This is a genomic window from Flavobacterium sp. ov086 (assembly GCF_900187965.1).
Taxonomy (GTDB): Bacteria; Bacteroidota; Bacteroidia; order Flavobacteriales; family Flavobacteriaceae; genus Flavobacterium.
In genome coordinates this window covers 61,647-80,178 of record NZ_FZNL01000006.1, presented here as the reverse complement: position 1 = coordinate 80,178, position 18,532 = coordinate 61,647, and the positions used below count along the sequence as shown (strand labels likewise).

Genomic DNA, 18,532 nt, shown 5'->3' with positions numbered 1-18,532 from the left:
TAAAAAAGCAATAAACTCATTCCTATTATTAGCGCCACAAACAAAATTTGCAGCAATATGAATTTTGTTTTTTTGAATTTCATATGGCAAATGTATATTTCGAAAACGATATAGAAATACAAAAAAGGGTATCTAAAAATACAGATACCCTTTTTTAAGCCTTGAAAACAGTGGATTTTTTTAAAATACCGACATTGGTTTCGAAAATTTGTCAGCAAATTGTGACGGAGTTTCTCCGTATCTTTTTTGGAAACATTTGCTAAAGTATTTCGGATTGTTAAAACCAACTTTATAACTCACTTCTGAGACGTTTAATTTATTTTGTTCTAATAATTGAGCTGCACGTTTTAATCGTATTTCATGAATAAATTCGTTTGGCGTATAATTCGTCCAGGCTTTAATTTTTAAGAATAACATCGTTCGACTAACGCCCAATTCTGAACAGAAAAACGGAATATCAAAAAGCTCGTTTGAGATATTATCTTCGACAATCTTAAATGCTTTTTTCAATAATTCTTCGTCCAGAGAAGAAACCGTAATTTCCGAAGGAATAAAACTGTCTTCACTTGAAAATTTGAGTTTGAGTCTTTCCGTAGAATTCAACAGGTTTTTAACCCGAAGTGTAAATTCCATTAAATTAAACGGTTTACTGATATAATCATCGGCACCGCTTTCCAGACCTTCAAATTTATAGACTAATGATGATCTCGAAGTCAATAAAATTACCGGAATATGACTCGTTTTCAGATTCTCTTTTATCTTAGAACAAAGTTCAGTCCCAACCATTTCGGGCATAATAACATCGCTGATAATTAAATTAGGAACAAATTGCATAGCCTTTTCCAACGCTACTTTTCCGTTATCAGCCTCAATAATATTATAATCTTTTTTGAGTAAATTTTTCATGAAAGTTCTCAGAACCTTATGATCTTCAACAATCAGAATTGTTTGTTTTTCGGCATTGACAACAAGATCGTCAATGTCTTCATGAATTGCGATTTTCTGCGTTTCCAGTTGCGCCGTATATTGTGCAATATCATCGCTAATTTTGAAATCCTCAATAATTTCACTGTCCAAAAGATGCTCGCGACCCAACGGAAGCGTGACTTTAAAAACAACACCTTCGGGCTTTTTATTAATTACATCAATACTTCCTTTATGAAGTTTTACAATGTTTTTAACAATGGAAAGTCCAATTCCAGTTCCTTTATTATAATTCTTCTGAACGTTATTGTGCAGCGGAACTTCGAAAAACAAATCAAAAATTTTATCAATATGTTCTTCGGCAATTCCAACTCCCGAATCTTCAACCGCAATAAAAAGGTTTTCATGATCGTGATTGATTTTAATGTTGATGTTTCCGCCTTTTGGAGTGTATCTAAAAGCGTTTGAAATCAAATTATAAAAAACGCGCTCTAATTTATAACGATCAAAATACACCAGAATTTCCTCTTCAGATGATTCAAAAGTGTACGTATAACCGCCGTCTTTGGCATATTCGATAAAAGACAGAAAGATTTCCTTAGTAAATTTTACAATATTTCCGTTAGCAGATTCCAGCGTAACCTGATCGTTTTCGAGTTTTCTAAAATCCATTAAACGATTAATCAGACTCAAAAGATGATTCGCACTTCCTTCGATAACCAACAGCTTTTTGTACATTTCATTTGTTCCGTTATAATCGGCCAAAATCTGTTGTAACGGTCCTAAAATCAAAGTTAAAGGCGTTCTGAATTCATGCGAAATATTCGTGAAAAAGTCCAGTTTTGCACGATTGTTTTCTTCGATACGTTTCGTTTCCAGATATTCTAATTCCAGTTTTTGTTTCAGTCTGGCTTTCGATTTCATAATCCAGATCAAACCGTATAATCCCAAACCAATAACAAGACCGTAGAATAAAAACGCCCAAATACTGCGCCACGGAGCAGGTTTTACAACAACCGTTAATGTAGTCGGAATATGATTCCAAACGCCGTCATTGTTGGCACCACGAACTTCAAAGCGATACGTTCCCGGATTTTGAATTGCAAATATGGCTTCGGTGTTTTTGGTGATCGTCCAGTTATTTTCTAACCCAATTAAACGATAACTGTATTGATTGTTTTTAGATCGAATGTAGTTTGGAATCGCAAAACTAATCGAGAAATTTGCCTTGTCGTAATTCAACGTTATGTTTCGGGTATAACCAATACTTTTCTCCAGAATTTTATCTTTTCCATTTGGATTTATAGTCTCGTTTTTAATTTTCAAATTCGTAATTAAAACCTGAGGCGCATAATCATTCAAAGAGATTTTCTTGGCATCAAAATAAGTTGCTCCGGACGGACTTCCGAAATAAAACTTATTTGAATCTAATTTTAAAGCCGCATTATCATTAAATTCATTACTTGCCAACCCATCTTTTTGGTCATAAAGTACTAGCTTTTTCAGTGCCGTACTGTATTTTATAATTCCCTGATTCGTACTAATCCAAAGATTTTTCTCGGCATCTTCAAGAATAGAATGAATCGAAGTGATAATCGTGTTTCCAACTTTAAGATTTATTTTGTTGAATTTTTTTCCATCAAAATAATGTAATCCTTTCGCTTTCGTTCCCACCCAAACCTTATTTTGACTGTCCTTAAACAACGTCAGAATATCGTCGCCGGACAAAGCTGAAGCATCAAAAAAGTAATGTTCTATGACATATTTATTTTGCTGAAAATCCTTTAGCGAAATACAATTCAGACCGTTTTGAGTTCCAATCCAAAGTTTATTGTTGTCAACTAAAATCGTTCGAACAATATTATTCGTCAGGAAATTGGCTGAAACCGAATCATTCCCAATTACCTGAAAAGTCTTGGCAATCGTATTATACCGAATCAAACCTTTGCCAAAAGTTCCAATCCATAAAATTCCGTTTCCTTCTGTTTTAAGCGAATAAACACCGCTTTCTTTCAATAAATCACTTAATTCCGGTGCAATTCGATTGTCTTCAATTCTTTTCGAAATTGTATTATAAGCTGATAATCCTTTAGAGAAAGTACCAATCCAAAGAATATTATCCTCAGAAAGACACATTGATTTAATGTCATTTTTATTGGTTTGGTACGTTTTGCTGTTGATGTAACTTACAGCTTCGGTATTTTTATTAAAAATCGTAATTCCTCCGCCTTCAGTTCCAAAATAAATATTCTGATTTTTATCTGAAATAATCGAACTAACCACATCAAAACTCATCGGAATCTTTTTAGAATTCTGATTATAATTCGAAAAATTCACATTGGAAACATCCCAAATATTGACACCTTTATAATAACAGCCAATCCAAACCGAGCCTTTTTTATCAATAAATACTGATTTTACCTTATCGATTCCGTTGTTATTAGTACTGTTATTTATTTTTTGAATGCTTTTATCTTTTCCTAAAATGTAGATTCCGTCATAAGCTCCAATCCATAAAGAACCTTCGTTATCAAAGGCGAGAGAACGAATGTCAGTATTGATTTCTTTGTATTTATCATCCGGTAAAAAAGAGATGAATTTATTGTCAGAAGTATCAAATTTTAGAAGTCCTTTGTTTTTTGTTCCAACCCATAAATTGCCGTCGTTGTCTTCTTTTACAGATTGAACATTAAGAAGATCCGTATTGTTTAAACGATAATTTATAAAAGAAAGTTTTCCGAATTTCCTGCTTTTTACCAGACATAAACCTTTTGTGGTTCCAACCCAAATTTTCCCGCTTTTGGTTTTTAAAATACTGGTAATATTATTACTCGCCAAACTAGAATTATCAGTATCAGAATGAAAAACAGAGGTAAATTTCCCTGTATTTCTATTGTAAATTGTCAATCCTTTTGAAGTACCAAACCACATTTCGTTGTTGATTTTCCTGATCGACCAAACGGCGTTATTGCTGATTGTATGATTGGTTTTGGTATGTAAATATCTCTTAAAAGTATTCGTAACCGGATCATAACAGTTTAGTCCGTTGTAAGTTCCAACCCAAATTTTACCCGAATTATCTTCTTCAATCGATAAAATATCATTGTTGCTGATCGAGGTTTTATCCGTAACATCATTTCTATAAATGGTGAATTTACTTCCATCATATTTATTAAGTCCGTCGCGGGTTCCAAACCACATTTGCCCAAATTCATCCTGATGTATAGCAATAACAGAACTCTGCGAAAGCCCGTCAGTAGTAGAGATGTTTTTGAGACGATATTTATTTTGAGAAAATATATTCCCCGAAATAAATAGGATTACGAGAAAGGCTATTTTGTATTTCATAGCTTTTTTTTTAAGGTGCAAAGGTTCAGAGTTGCAAAGGTTCAAAGGTTTTTTTTCGCCACGAATTCACGAATTTTTTATAATCATTACGCGCAATCATTCGTGAATTCGTGGCTATTTAACACATAGTATTTAATCTTTTTAATCTGGACTTAAATGTTTAGCTTAAGAAACTTTGCGCTTTTGCGTCTTTGCGTGATTATTTTTGTTTGCCACAAAGCAATTGAAAAAAAACTTTGTGCCTTTGTGTCTTCGTGGCATTCTTCATTTACTTCAACCGCTTTTTTAATTGATATTCATACAACGAAGGAACTTTATCCATTGATGTATTTAGAAACTCAATATAAGCGTCAGGTTCATATTTTACTTCGAATTTAGCATTTCCATTCACGCCAACAATTCGGGCAAAAGGTCCATCTTTCATTCCGTAAAGTAAAACTGGTTTTGTAATTTTTTCAGGATTTGTAACCTGAACAGTCAGATTCCAAAAAGTACTGAAAGGTCCGTGAGACGGTTTCCAATAATCGGCACCGCCACCGCCAAATAAGGCGTAACTGTTATTAATGTCCGGCATTAAATGTACCGTAATATTGTCAAATAAATTTTGATGATTTGCCCCCGAATGTTGATCCAAAACCGGATCAGCAAAGATCTCACAATTCTGATAGACATTTTTAGTAGCAAAAGTGTTGAAACTTAAAGGATGAACAGACTTATTATAAATCTTCAAATTCTTAACCAAGACATTATGAACTCCGCCCAAAGTTACTGTATAATGCGCCATATGAGATCCATCAGTCACAATATCCTGAATCGTAACATTCGAAATTTCTTCGCATAAAATTCCGCTGTCAGCATTGGTAATCGTTACATCTTTTACCCAACTATTAAAAACGCGGGTTAAAAATATGGCATTATTTCCCGGTTCAACATGATGCGCGACTCTTGGAATATCTGGAAAAGTAAAACGAATATGCTCAATTCCAACTTCGTTTAAATGTTTCCATTCGACCAATTGTGCCTGATAACTTGGTTTTATGGCAATTGTCAAAGGCGTTTTGATTGTTATTTTAGAACCCGAAATTTTAGTGATTTCAACTTGTTGTCTTACGATTGGAAGTTTCGGAAATTTCCAATGATGAGATCCTGGCTTTACATTTGCACCTTTGTATAGATCCTTGATAATTTCACCGTTTTCACCGTCTTTATTAAACAATTGAAGTTCTACAATATCGCCAACTTTTAAACCTTTAACTTCAGAAACGGTTAGAGTGTTTTCGCCCATATTTCCGGAACTTACTTTAGCCAAAAAGCTCGGCGTAGGTTCGTATTTATCCAAATATGATTTTACACGTTCACCCGGAATCTGAGTCCAGATAAATCCTCCCGACCATGCATATTGTGAGAAAGGTAAGTCAATATTATTTTCAGGCTCGCGTTGTCTTTTATCAAATGTGGTAAGATATTCTCGAAGTTCCGCCAATGATTCCGGATTTTGGAGATACATCATAGGTCTTGGAAAATAGATTTCGGTTCCGTTTTCGCCAGTGCCAGTGCCACGAAGTACAAAATTGCTTCTTTCGATATAGACAATATCACTCAGGATAATTTTTCCGGCTGGCAATTGCAAAATCACATTTCCTTCAACTGCATTTGCGGCTTTTACAGCTTTTAATAAAGCTTTGGAATCATCTAAAACATCATTCGCTTTTACGCCAAAATCTACCGCATTTATAATTTTTCCGTTAGCTTCAGGAAGTTGGCTTTCGCCGAAATGATATCCCGCATAACTAAAATCCGGAAGATAATTAGTCATAAGTTTTTGCGTCAGAATCTTAGGCAATTCCTGCCCAATTGCGTTAATAGAAATGAAAAGACTATAACAGATAAAAAGGGCGTGACGTTTCATATTTTTGCTTTATTTAAGTAAAGTGATATTGCCCGCGGATTTGGCGGATTAAACGGATTGACACAGATTTTTTTAATCATTTTATCTTTTATCCCGATAGCTATCAGGAGTGGCAAAACTTTGCGTCTTATTGTTAGTGAGATTGCTTCGTTCCTCGCAATGACAAACCAGCGTAAATCCGTTTAATCCGCCAAATCCGTGGGCAAATAAATTACAAATCTGTAATCAATTTATATTTTGGAACCAATGTTTTCATAATGCTCCAAGCCAATAAATACGCTAAAGCACAAAGCACAAACATGATGGTATAACCAGTTTCAATATGTCCTAAACCTTCGTAATAATCAAATAAAGCGCCGCCAAGTTTAGACACCAAAACACCGCCAAGTCCTCCCGCCATTCCGCCAATTCCTATAATAGAACCAATTGCTTTTTTAGGAAACATATCCGAAACCGTAGTGAAAATATTAGCCGACCAAGCCTGATGCGCCGAAGCTCCAACACCAATTAAAAGCACCGGAATCCAGAAACTTATGTAACCTAAAGGCTGTGCAAGAAGCACAAACAAAGGAAAAATGGCAATAATAAGCATCGCTTTCATTCGGGCTTCATAAGGATTGTGTCCTTTGTTGATAAAATACATTGGGAAATAACCGCCGTAAATACTACCAACCATTGTCATACTATATAAAACGGCTAGCGGAATCGTAATTTCGGTTTTTTCCATCCCGAATTGCGCTTCCAGATATTTCGGTAACCAGAATAAAAAGAACCACCAAATTCCGTCAGTCAAAAATTTTCCAATCGCAAAAGCCCAGGTTTGTTTGTAGCTTAAAAGCTTAATCCAGGAAATTTTTTCGGGTTTAGTATTTTCTTCAGAAGGTTCTTGAAATGCGTCACCTTCGCTGATATAATCACGTTCAGCTTGAGACATTCTCTTTTGATTTCTTGGTTTTTCGTACATAACGTACCAGAAAAACATCCAGATAAAACCAATGGCTCCAATGATAATAAAAGCCATTTGCCAGCCCCAATGTACCGCAATCCAAGGCACAGTTAACGGCGCTAAGATCGCACCAACATTCGAACCCGAATTAAAAATTCCGGTTGCCAGAGAACGCTCTTTTTTAGGAAAATATTCGGCAGTAGCTTTGATTGCCGCAGGAAAGTTCCCCGATTCTCCAAAACCAAGAAAAGCTCTCGAAATCATGAAACCCGCAATAGAAACCGGAACGGCTCCAATGCCAACCCAAACTAATAAGTTGTTGAAAGTACTACCAATCGGGATTGCATAAGCATGCATTATCGCACCAATTGACCAGATGAAAATCGCCAAAATATAACCTAATTTTGTACCTAATTTGTCAATTAATCTTCCGGCAAATAACATCGAAAGCGCATAAACAAACTGAAAAACGGCTGTTATATTGGCATAATCTGTATTAGTCCAGTTAAATTCTTCGGATAGGCTGGGAGCCAGTAAACTCAGTACTTGTCTGTCCAGATAATTCACTGTAGTGGCAAAGAAAAGTAACCCGCAGATGGTCCAGCGGTACTTCCCGATAGGTTCGGTTTTGATAGTCATGATAGTTAGTTAAGAGCATTTTGTTTTTAAATTGTAAAAGTTTGGGGTGGTTATAAAAAAGTTGTTTTCAAACTCTTTTCCTCAAACTGGAATCTTATTTTTTATTCGTATAAATTATAATAACCACAGATAAAAAGAGTAAATAGATTTTAAAAAAAATCTGCTTAATCTGCTCCCGATAGCTATCGGGACTGCGAGAAAAAATATTTTATTCTGAAAAATTAAAATAGCGTTCAGCATTATTGCTGCAGATATTTTTTACCAATTCACCAATAAGATTTATATCATTTGGCAACTGACCGTTTTCAACTTCATTTCCTAAAATATTGCATAAAATACGACGGAAATATTCATGACGCGGAAAAGACAAAAAGCTTCTCGAATCTGTTACCATACCTACAAATCGGCTTAATAAACCAAAATTCGATAAGACATTTAACTGCTTTTCCATTCCGTCTTTTTGATCCAGAAACCACCACGCAGCTCCATATTGCATTTTCCCCGGAATCAAATCATCATTAAAATTTGCCGCCATAGAAGCAAAAACTTCACTGTCACCCGGATTCAAATTATAGACAATTGTTTTTGCCAAACCGTTTGCAGAATTTAATTTATCAAAGAAACCGCTCATATTATCAGCCATATTCAAATCTCCAATAGAATCAAATCCCTGATCAGGACCAAGCAATTGCATCATTTTGCTATTGTTATTTCTAATCGCACCTACGTGAAATTGTTGCGCCCAGGATCTTTTATGATTCAATAAAGCAATCTCAAATAATACCGCCGATTTGAACTTTTCAATCTCAATCGTACTCAATTCCGAAACATTTAATCCCTTCTTAAAAATGGTTTCAATTTCTGATTCCGTATAACTTGAAGCATAGAATTTAATATGTCCATGATCAGAAATTCGGCAGCCCATTTCATGAAAAAAGTCATGTCTTAAAGCAATGGCTTTTATAAAATCTGCATATTCATTTATAGAAAAACCAACCGCAGATTCCAATTTTTGAACCCAGTTTACAAACAATTGCCCTTTCTCAATCTCAGTTGCTTTATCAGGTCTGAAAGAAGGTAAAACCGAAATTTCGAATTGATCGTCACGAAGTTTTTGGTGAAATTGTAAATCATCTGTAGGATCATCTGTGGTTCCTACAACTTTCACATTCATTCTTTTAAGCAGGTTTTTAACACTGAATTCAGGCTTCTTCAGCAATTCATTACAAGTGTCATAAATTTCCTTAGCAGTATCTTTATTCAATAATAAATCAATCCCAAAATAACGTTTCAATTCCAGATGCGACCAGTGATACAAGGGATTTCGTAAAGTATGTGGCAATGTTTCAGCCCATTTTTCGAACTTCTCAAAATCAGAGGCATCTCCCGTAATATATTTTTCTGAAATACCATTCGCACGCATCGCTCTCCATTTATAATGATCACCTTCAATCCAGATTTGAGTAATATTTTCAAATTGACGATCTTCGGCAATATCTTTTGGAGACAAATGGCAATGGTAATCTATGATTGGTTGTGCTTTTGCAAAATCATGATACAAGGAAACAGCCGTTTTATTATACAGCAAAAAATCCTCGGTTATAAATTGTTTTTCAGACATAAAATATTTTTTTGGACATTATGGAGAAATGTTTGAACACGAATTTCACGAATTTGCACTAATTCTTACGGTTAGCGTAGTTTGTGAAATTAATTTCACAAACTAATTAGTGTAAATTCGTGTTTATATCTAGATAATAATTTTTTATAAGCTTTTTTTAATTCCCATTTCAAGACCTCTTAATTCTGCCAAACCACGCAAACGCCCAATTGCAGAATAACCAGGATTTGTTTTTTTATTCAAATCATCCAGCATTTGGTGACCGTGATCAGGACGCATTGGCAACGAACTATTATTTCTCTTTTCGACTTCAATAATCGCTTTTACAACTTCATACATATCGACATCGCCTTCAAGATGATTCGCTTCAAAAAAGCTGCCTTCCTCGTCTCTTTCGGTACTTCTTAAGTGAATAAAATTCATTTTATCGCCGTGACGTCTCACAATTCCCGGTAAATCATTATCGGCTCTTACACCGTAGGAACCCGTACACATCGTGAAACCGTTCGATTTAGAATTGGCTGCAGCCATTAATTCGACTAAATCTTCCTCCGTACTTACGACTCTTGGCAAACCTAAAATCGGGTAGGGTGGATCGTCAGGATGAATCGCCATCAAAACCCCTTTGCTTTCTGCAACTGGAATAATTTCCTTTAAAAAGAAGAAAAGATTCTTCTTCAAAGTTGCTCTGTCAATATGATTATAACCGCTTAAAGTCACCAGAAAATCTTCTACAGAATACGCTTCTTCAGCTCCTGGAAGTCCCGCAAGAATATTTTGCTGTAATTTTATTTTATCAGCTTCAGTCATCGCTTCAAAGTATTTTGTAGCCTTTTCAATCTGAGTTGTAGAATATTCTTTTTCGGCGTTAGGTCTTTTCAAAATAAACAATTCAAAAGCCGCAAAAGCATTAATATCAAAACGCAAAGCCTTTGATCCGTCAGCAACTTCATAAGCCAAATCAGTTCTCGACCAATCTAAAACCGGCATGAAATTATAGCAAACACATTTGATTCCGCACAAAGCAAGATTCCGAATACTTTCTTTATAATTTTCAATGTATTGAAGGTAATTTCCCGTTTGTTTTTTAATGTCTTCATGAACTGGAATACTCTCTACAACTGACCATGTTAGACCCGAAGCACCTTTTTTAGGATCTCCGTTTTCATGCTCAATTTCAACTTTTCGTTTTATAATTTCGTCAATACTCCAAACTTCTCCATTCGGAATATGATGTAATGCGGTTACGATTCCGGTAGCTCCCGTTTGTAAAATATCTTGTAAAGAAACAGGATCATTTGGGCCGAACCATCTTAATGTTTGTTCCATTTTTTTGACTTATTTTTTTGTTTTTATTTTTTGTTCTGCAATCCCGAAGCTTCGGGACAAAACCTTGTAGGTATGAATTTTTTAGTAATTTTTATTTAGGAGCTAATCCCGCTATCGTTTCAATCTTTTGTGGCGAACCCCGCCACAAAAGGATTTCCACTTCTATCGGGGCTAGGGCATCTGTTTTCATAAGAACTTTTTCTTGTTTTTTCACAATCCCTCAGCGATCTCAAAGCAAGGAGAATAAAGACAAAGCTTCGTGAACTTTGCGTAAACCTTTGTACACTTTGCGGTAAAAATTAAGCCTTAGTATGACAAACTTGTTGTATACCTACAAGGTTTTCAAAACCTTGCAGGAAACGTCGAAATCAGATTCTAAATACTCGATGCCGAAAATCCTCCATCAACTTTGATAATCGTTCCCGTTACAAATTTTGACATATCGCTGCATAAAAATAAAAGCGCACCATCAATATCTTCCGGTTTTCCAAATCTTCCCATTGGAGTATGATCGATAATTTTTCCGCCTCGAGGCGTTAATTTTCCATCCGGAGTCAATAATAAAGCTTTGTTTTGTTCTCCTATAAAAAAGCCAGGAGAAATAGCATTCACACGGATTCCTTCACCATATTTCGAAGCTAATTCAACCGACATCCATTGCGTGAAATTATCAATAGCCGCTTTTGAAGCCGAATATCCCACAACTCTCGTCAATGGTCTTTGTGCTGATGCCGATGAAATATTGATAATGATTCCTTGTTTTTGTTTGGCAAAAAGTTCTGAGAATACTTGTGACGGCAACATTGTACCAATAATATTTAGATCGACAACTTTTTGCAAATCATCAACTTGCATATCATAAATCGCCTGATCGGGACTTATCGTCGCACCGGGCATATTTCCGCCCGCAGCATTGATTAAGATGTCAAGACGACCATATTTTTCTACGATCAAATCTTTGGCTTTTTCAAGTTCTTCTTTGTTTAAAACATTCGCCTGAATCGCAAAAGCTTGTCCGCCATTTTGTTCAATTGCTTTTACAGTTTTATTGGCTTTTTCAATAGATTGTGAAACGATTCCTGTGATAACGCCTTGTTTAGCCAAAACATTTGCAAAATTACTTCCCAATACTCCGGCACCGCCAGTTATAAGTGCAATTTTACCTTTAAGATTAAGTATTGAATCCATATTTATTTTTATGATTTTTTCCAACTTGATTCTATGGAATGATTTTCTTTTTTAAGTAGAAACATAGTTTTTCAATTCGCAAAAAAAACTATGTTTCTATGATTTAACTATACAACAGCTTTCTTTTCGTTTTTTATAATCTGAACGATTTCAATCGCTTTTTTAACTTCGTTTTCAATCAGAGTGAAATCTCCGTCCTGCATGCGTTTTTTACTAATAAGCTGACTTCCCATTCCAACAGCCGAAGCTCCTGCAGTAAACCAACTATTAATGTTTGTGTAATTTGATTCGACACCGCCGGTTGTCATAAAATAAAGCGATGGAAAAATGTCTTTTATGCTGCTCAAAAATTCAGGGCTTAGTATATTTCCCGGAAAAAGTTTAATCAACTTTATTCCGGCATTTTCAGCAGCAATAATTTCTGTTGGCGTCATACAACCTGGGCAGTATAATATTTCTTTACTTTTTAAGAAATCTGAAACCTCAGGAACAAAACCCGGACTAACAAAAAAGTCAGCTCCAATGGCTTGAAATTCTTTTGCCTGATCCAAATTTTTTATGGTGCCAATTCCCAACAACATTTCAGGCATTTCGGCATTTCTAACAGCAACCATTTTCTTAAAATTCGACAAAGCTTGCGAACCTCTGTTGGTGTATTCTACAGCTCTGATTCCAGTTCTGTAAAGTGAGCGTAAAACTTCAATACTAATATTTTCATCAGTATTAAAATACAAAGGCAAAATCCCTTGTTCCGAAATAATTTCAATCGTGTTTTGAATTGTTTTCATGACTTTATATTTTAACTTTAATCACTATTTTTTTCAGTAATCCTTCGCCAATCATGGCTGCGTGAACATCTTCGGGAAATAATATTGCAAATTGCTCTCCTTGTAATTGAAAAAACATATCCGGTTTATCATGAAAAAACCGAACGTCTCTTTCGTTACTATAATCCCCGTTTGGGCTAATACATTTTTCTCTTGGTTTCCAGGCAAAAGTTTCCGGTCCTTTTATCGAAATCTGAATGTCAATATTCTGATCATGACATTCAAAACCTTTGATACTTTCATCCCGGGTTGTTCCTTCACCAACAATTACAATTACTTTTAAACCTTCTGCAATTTCAAAAGTGCCTTCTTCAAGAGCCGAAATATCATTCTGTTGGACATATTCAAATGCCTTTCGAAAATTGGGGTGTAAATCATAATATTTTTTTGCGTTGTGTAATGAATCTACTATCATTTTTTTGTTTTTATACTTTAAGTTAATACACAGAAAGGTAGAAGTTTAAACTTAAATAAGTGTTTCATTTTTTCTAAAATATTGTAGTCGAATGTTAAAAATTAGTGTTGCATTTTGTATCATCTTTTAGAAAAAAAAAGCAGGTTCCTATTGTATTAAAATAATCAGTGAAATCCGTTTAATCGGTGGGCAAATAAATTATCGAATAACTCTTCCGCCATTTGCACCATTCATAAGCGCTGTAACATCATTTACGCTCGATAAATTAATATCTCCCGGTATTGAATGTTTTAGGCAGGAAGCTGCAACAGCATATTCAAGTGTTTCTTGATATGATTGTGGCCAAGTCACTAGTCCATAAATTAATCCGGCCATAAATGCATCTCCTGCACCAATTCTGTCAATAATATGTGAGATCTTATATTCTTTAGATTTCAGCAACTTTCCGTCGTTCCATAAAACCGCTCCAATTGTGTTTGATGAAGCATTGGCATCATAACGCATTGTAGATACAATTGTCTTAAGTTTTGGAAATTGTTTTTTCCATTTACTAAAAACGGAATCAATACTTTCTGACTCTTCAATTTTTATATTCAGGCATGTTTCAGAGTCATCTGTACCACCCAATAAAATATCACAATACTGAACCAAATCCGGCATAATTTCAGAAGCCTTTTTGCCATAATTCCATAGGGTAGGACGATAGTTCAAGTCGGCTGAAATGGTTAATCCCAGTTTTGAAGCAGCTTCGAGTGCTTCTTTAGATAATATAGCCAGATCTTCAGTTAATGATGCTGTTATGCCAGACCAGTGAAACCAATTAGCATCTTTGAAAATAGCTTCCCAATCGATCATTCCTTTTTTAAGATTTGCAAATGAAGAAGCGTCTCTGTCGTATAAAACTTTCCCCGGTCTTTCAGATGCACCTTGTTCAAAATAATAAACTCCCAAACGTTTTCCTTGTTTTACCGCAATTGGTTCTACGCCATATGAACGCATTTCGCTTAAAGCAGAATCTCCTAATTCATTATCAGGAACTGAGGTTACAAATTTTACATCATATCCAAATAAGGCCAATGATGCGCCAACATTTGCTTCAGCACCGCCATAATGTGCTTCAAACGTTCTTGATTTATAGAGTTTTGAATGGTTAGGAGGTGAAAGTCTTAGGAGGATTTCACCAAAAGTTATGATTGTTTTTGACATAGGTGTAATTTTACGTGTACGCACACGGGTTGTTGCAAATGTATATAAAAAGTTAACTAAAACAACTTATCTTTAATAAAAAAAATTAATTTTACACTCTTACAGAATCTTTTTAACTTAAAAACAATCAATATCATAACGATTAAAAAAATTGCGGAACTAGCCAATGTTTCGCCGGGAACCGTTGACAGAATTATCCATAATCGTGGGCAGGTGACTCAGGAAAATGTCGATAAAGTAAATGCTATAATCGAGCAATATGGTTATAAGCGAAATATTCTGGCGAGTAATCTGGCACTGAATAAGAAGTTTCATTTTGCTGTTTTTCTGCCTAAATACGAAGATTTGGAATATTGGAAAAGTCAGATTTCCGGAATAGAAAAAGCGGCAGTGGAATTCAGTAAATTCGGAATTGTTTTGGATTATTTCTTTTATGATTTTACTGTTTCTTCGTTTAAGGAATCGGTTAAAAAAGTACTGGAATTTGATTGCGACGGATTGTTATTTGCTCCTATTTTTTATGAAGAATCAGTTCGTTTTTTGAATGAATACGAAAAGAAAAATATTCCGGTTGTAATGATCGATTCGAATATTAAAACCAATGAGAATCATGCTTATGTAGGACAAGATGCTTTTCAGAGCGGATATTTGGCTGGAAGATTAATTAGTTTCGCCGTAAAAAACGAAAGGCAAGTTTTGATTTTTAAGATTACAAGAGAAATAGAAAGCACATCGGTTTACCTGCAGCGTATTGATGGTTTTTACTCCTTTTTTAAAGATCATAACGAACTTCAAAATTTCAGATTTTCAGAAGTTACGATCAAAGATTCCGGAATCGATCAATTGAATTTGGAGATGTTTGCAGGTATAAACAGTGTTTTTGTACCCAATTCCAGAGCCTATATCGTTGCGAGATTTTTAGAACAAAACAATATCAAAGGTGTCCGAATTATTGGTTATGATTTACTAAAAGACAACATCGAATACCTCAATAAAGGCGTAATTGATTTCTTAATCAATCAAAGGCCCGAAGAGCAGGGTTATATGGGAATAAACCATTTATACAAGAAATTAGTGCTTCAGGAACCTGTTGAAGACACGCATTATATTCCACTGGAAATTATTTTAAAAGAGAATTATTTTCCTGCTGAGAAAACGGTTTAGAGAGAGATTGCCCACGGGTTTGGCGGATTGAACGGGTTTTTACTGATCTTTTTTCTTGAAATCGTTGAACGTTTGTCAAAGTTTAAAACTTAGACAAAGGTTGCGTTAAAGAAAAACCCGCGAAAACCCGTTTAATCCGCCAAACCTGCGGGCAAAAAACATTTTACATCTTCTTCACCTTAACCACAAGCGGATTATTTATCTTAGAAGCAAAAGAACTCAAATAAGCTTCCCATTCTTGTTTGGTTTGAAACGGACTTCCTTTTTTCCATCCAAAACCAACGTAATAAATTACTTTATTGCTTTTTACAGTTAAGTTTCCGTATAAATTACTTAAGTCTTTATCGGTTGTGATATAGTTATCAAAGCCTGTTAGAGTACCTTTTGGAGCTACCAAACCAGTTCCCAATTCTGAGTCGTCAAGAGATTCCCAATGACTTAACCAACCTTCTTTGATATTGGTTCCAATAGTTCCTTTTTTGTCATGAAGCGTTAATCCTGCAGCGATTTCTTTAGTGCCTTTAATGCTTATTTCAAAACGAGAAAGATAACTTCCGTAATCGAGACTAATGAGTTTAGATTCGGTTATTTTATTGCCTTTTGCATCCCAGGAAGCATAAGTGAGGATAAAACTGGTTCGGATAGGACCTGTTGTGATGGTTTTCCAAGTGGTGAAATTCTTCGAAAAATAGTATTTGTTATCTACTTTTACGGCAATTCCGCCCACGCCACGACTGTCGCCAACATGAAAATTGTCCAAACCTTCGCCATTATCTTTATGGTAACTTCCAGTGTTTAAAGTTGCCATTTCGTACCATTTACTGATAATTGGATAATCGACTCTTTTTAGCCAGGCATCAATTCCGCTGGTTAAAGTTCCGCCTTCAACATGATCTTCGACCATTTTTTGAGCAGTAGGACCATAGGTTCTAAAAGCAACTTTATTGTTTTCCCAAGCATAATCGTCTATTCTTTCAGGAACAAATCTCGAATAACAGCTGACCGTTTTTGTTGCCTCTGGATTTGTAGCAACCAAAACCTGAAAATCTTTTTGCGACGAAGCGGCAATTTTTGGCTGAAATAGTAATACATCAAAAGTACCGTCTCCGTTAGTATCTACGACTTGACTATCTAAAAAATTGCTTGAACCGGATTCTTTTATCACATAATTCTCCAATTTTGCAGAAGAAGGTAATCCAAGAGATTTTTTAGTTAATTCGATCGTTTCAAATTCCCTGTCAACTGTGAGAGAATTAGTTACGGTTATCATTTTATTTTGCGAATGAACAGCAAAACAACTTGCAAGAATTGCAGTTAGTAAAAGATGTTTTTTCAAAATTTCAGGGTTTTAGTTTTCGTTTGATGGTTTACCAATTGTTGCCAGAATTCCGCCATCGACATACAAAATATGGCCGTTTACAAAGTCACTTGCTTTTGAAGATAAAAATATTGCTGCTCCGGCCAAATCACCAGGATCACCCCATTTTGCAGCGGGAGTTCTACTGATAATAAAATCGTTAAACGGATGTCCGTCAACTCTTATCGGTTTTGTTTGTTCGGTAGCAAAATAACCGGGACCAATTCCGTTGATTTGTACGTTGTATTTTGCCCATTCCGTTGCCATGTTTTTGGTCAGCATTTTCAAACCTCCTTTTGCTGCAGCATAAGCACCAACGGTATTGCGGCCTAACTCACTCATCATCGAGCAAATGTTGATGATTTTCCCTTGTCGTCTTTCGATCATTCCTTTGGCAACGTGTTTTGAAACGATAAACGGAGAAACCAAATCAATATCAATTACTTCTTTAAAATCGGCAACTTCCATTTCGATTAATGGAATTCTTTTGATAATTCCTGCGTTGTTAATCAAGATAGCAATTGGTCCAACTTCACTTTCAATTTTCTTTACAGCTTCTATAACTTCTTTTTCATCGGTTACATTAAATTTATAACCAACTGCATTTATTCCTTCGTTTTGAAGTTCTTTTACAGCATCGTCAATTTTTTGCTGAGAAGAATTTCCGTTTACGATAATTGTCGCTCCAGCTTCGCCTAAACCTTTTGCCATTGCCATTCCCAGTCCGTGTGTACTTCCTGTGATAAGGGCAATTTTTCCTTTTATATCAAATAAATCTATCATGTTTTTATCTTAAATCTGTGATTTTACAAACATCCATATCTCCGTAATCCAAATTTTCTCCCGCCATTCCCCAAATAAAAGTATAATTTGAAGTTCCGGAACCCGAGTGAATAGACCAAGGCGGAGAAATTACTGCCTGATGGTTATTCATCCAGATGTGGCGTGTTTCCTGAGGTTCTCCCATAAAATGACAAACGGCTTGATTTTCTGGAATATCCAAATAAAAATATACTTCCATACGACGATCGTGAACATGTGCCGGCATTGTATTCCAAACGCTTCCGGGTTTTAGTTCCGTCATTCCCATTTGCAATTGGCACGTCGTTACGATTCCGCCAATAATCATTTGGTTAACGGTTCTGTGATTTGCCGTTTCCATGGTTCCCAGTTGTAATTTATTGGCTTCAGCCAAACTTACTTTTTTGATCGGATGTTGCGTATGTGCGGGAGCAGAGTTCAAATAAAACAAGGCAGGATTTTCTGGATCGTCACTTTTGAAGATTACTTCTTTATTGCCGCTTCCAACGTATAAAGCGTCTTTATAATCCAATTCATACGAAGTTCCGTCAATTTCAACAGAACCTTTCGCGCCAACATTAATAATGCCTAATTCTCTTCTTTCGAGAAAATACTGTGCTTTTAATGGATCAATAGTTTCCAGTTTCAAAGGAGAAACCGGAACAGCAGAACCTGTAATATAACGATCGTAATGCGAATAGGTAAGAGCGATTTCTCCCTTTTTCATTAGATTATCAATTAAGAATTCGGCTCTTAATTGCGTAGTATCGTATTGTTTTACGGCTTGCGGACTTGATGCATATCTGGATTCGTAGGATGTTGACATTTGATGTTTTTTTGAGTTCAATAGGAATTTTA

13 protein-coding genes are annotated in these 18,532 nt (G+C 35.4%); 1 reads left to right on the top strand and 12 read right to left on the bottom strand.

Translation table 11 applies throughout. From position 1 onward, the window contains the following. Positions 1-180: 180 nt before the first annotated feature. The 9 genes from CHB81_RS08850 to CHB81_RS08810 form a co-directional block, all read right to left on the bottom strand. Positions 181-4,272: a two-component regulator propeller domain-containing protein gene (locus CHB81_RS08850; protein ID WP_089351537.1), complete on the bottom strand. Its 4,092-nt coding sequence runs from the start codon at positions 4,270-4,272 to the stop codon at positions 181-183. Positions 4,273-4,540: 268 nt separating this feature from the next. Next, positions 4,541-6,181 (bottom strand): DUF4955 domain-containing protein, encoded by a 1,641-nt coding sequence (locus tag CHB81_RS08845; protein WP_089351536.1) that lies wholly within the window; start codon positions 6,179-6,181, stop codon positions 4,541-4,543. 211 nt (positions 6,182-6,392) lie between these two features. Further along, positions 6,393-7,766, bottom strand: a complete 1,374-nt coding sequence (locus CHB81_RS08840) for an MFS transporter (protein ID WP_089351535.1) — start codon at positions 7,764-7,766, stop codon at positions 6,393-6,395. A gap of 208 nt (positions 7,767-7,974) precedes the next feature. Continuing rightward, entirely contained in the window at positions 7,975-9,387 is a 1,413-nt protein-coding gene (gene uxaC / locus CHB81_RS08835) for a glucuronate isomerase (protein WP_089351534.1), read from the bottom strand. 144 nt (positions 9,388-9,531) lie between these two features. Beyond that, on the bottom strand, positions 9,532-10,716 hold the full coding sequence (gene uxuA, locus CHB81_RS08830; protein WP_089351533.1) for a mannonate dehydratase: 1,185 nt from the start codon (positions 10,714-10,716) through the stop codon (positions 9,532-9,534). Between the two features lie 375 nt (positions 10,717-11,091). Further along, positions 11,092-11,904, bottom strand: a complete 813-nt coding sequence (locus CHB81_RS08825) for an SDR family oxidoreductase (RefSeq protein ID WP_089351532.1) — start codon at positions 11,902-11,904, stop codon at positions 11,092-11,094. Between the two features lie 107 nt (positions 11,905-12,011). Then, positions 12,012-12,692, bottom strand: coding sequence for a bifunctional 4-hydroxy-2-oxoglutarate aldolase/2-dehydro-3-deoxy-phosphogluconate aldolase (locus CHB81_RS08820; RefSeq protein WP_089351531.1), 681 nt, complete (start codon positions 12,690-12,692; stop codon positions 12,012-12,014). Between the two features lie 4 nt (positions 12,693-12,696). Then, the gene (locus tag CHB81_RS08815) at positions 12,697-13,146 is read right to left on the bottom strand and encodes a YhcH/YjgK/YiaL family protein (RefSeq protein WP_089351530.1); all 450 of its coding nucleotides are present in this window, start codon (positions 13,144-13,146) and stop codon (positions 12,697-12,699) included. Between the two features lie 198 nt (positions 13,147-13,344). Continuing rightward, entirely contained in the window at positions 13,345-14,352 is a 1,008-nt protein-coding gene (locus CHB81_RS08810) for a sugar kinase (protein WP_089351529.1), read from the bottom strand. Positions 14,353-14,427: 75 nt separating this feature from the next. On the opposite strand from CHB81_RS08810, the gene CHB81_RS08805 reads away from it, so the two are divergent. Further along, the gene (locus CHB81_RS08805) at positions 14,428-15,516 is read left to right on the top strand and encodes a LacI family DNA-binding transcriptional regulator (protein WP_369597375.1); all 1,089 of its coding nucleotides are present in this window, start codon (positions 14,428-14,430) and stop codon (positions 15,514-15,516) included. Between the two features lie 163 nt (positions 15,517-15,679). On the opposite strand, the gene CHB81_RS08800 is transcribed toward CHB81_RS08805, so the two are convergent. The 3 genes from CHB81_RS08800 to kduI are packed head-to-tail and all read right to left on the bottom strand — an operon-like array spanning position 15,680 to position 18,500. Then, positions 15,680-16,852: a DUF4861 family protein gene (locus CHB81_RS08800; protein ID WP_089351527.1), complete on the bottom strand. Its 1,173-nt coding sequence runs from the start codon at positions 16,850-16,852 to the stop codon at positions 15,680-15,682. Positions 16,853-16,864: 12 nt separating this feature from the next. After that, positions 16,865-17,656 carry a gluconate 5-dehydrogenase gene (locus CHB81_RS08795; RefSeq protein ID WP_089351526.1) on the bottom strand — a complete coding sequence of 264 codons (792 nt, stop codon included), beginning with the start codon at positions 17,654-17,656 and terminating at the stop codon, positions 16,865-16,867. 4 nt (positions 17,657-17,660) lie between these two features. Further along, positions 17,661-18,500 carry a 5-dehydro-4-deoxy-D-glucuronate isomerase gene (gene kduI / locus CHB81_RS08790; RefSeq protein ID WP_089351664.1) on the bottom strand — a complete coding sequence of 280 codons (840 nt, stop codon included), beginning with the start codon at positions 18,498-18,500 and terminating at the stop codon, positions 17,661-17,663. Positions 18,501-18,532: the final 32 nt, after the last annotated feature.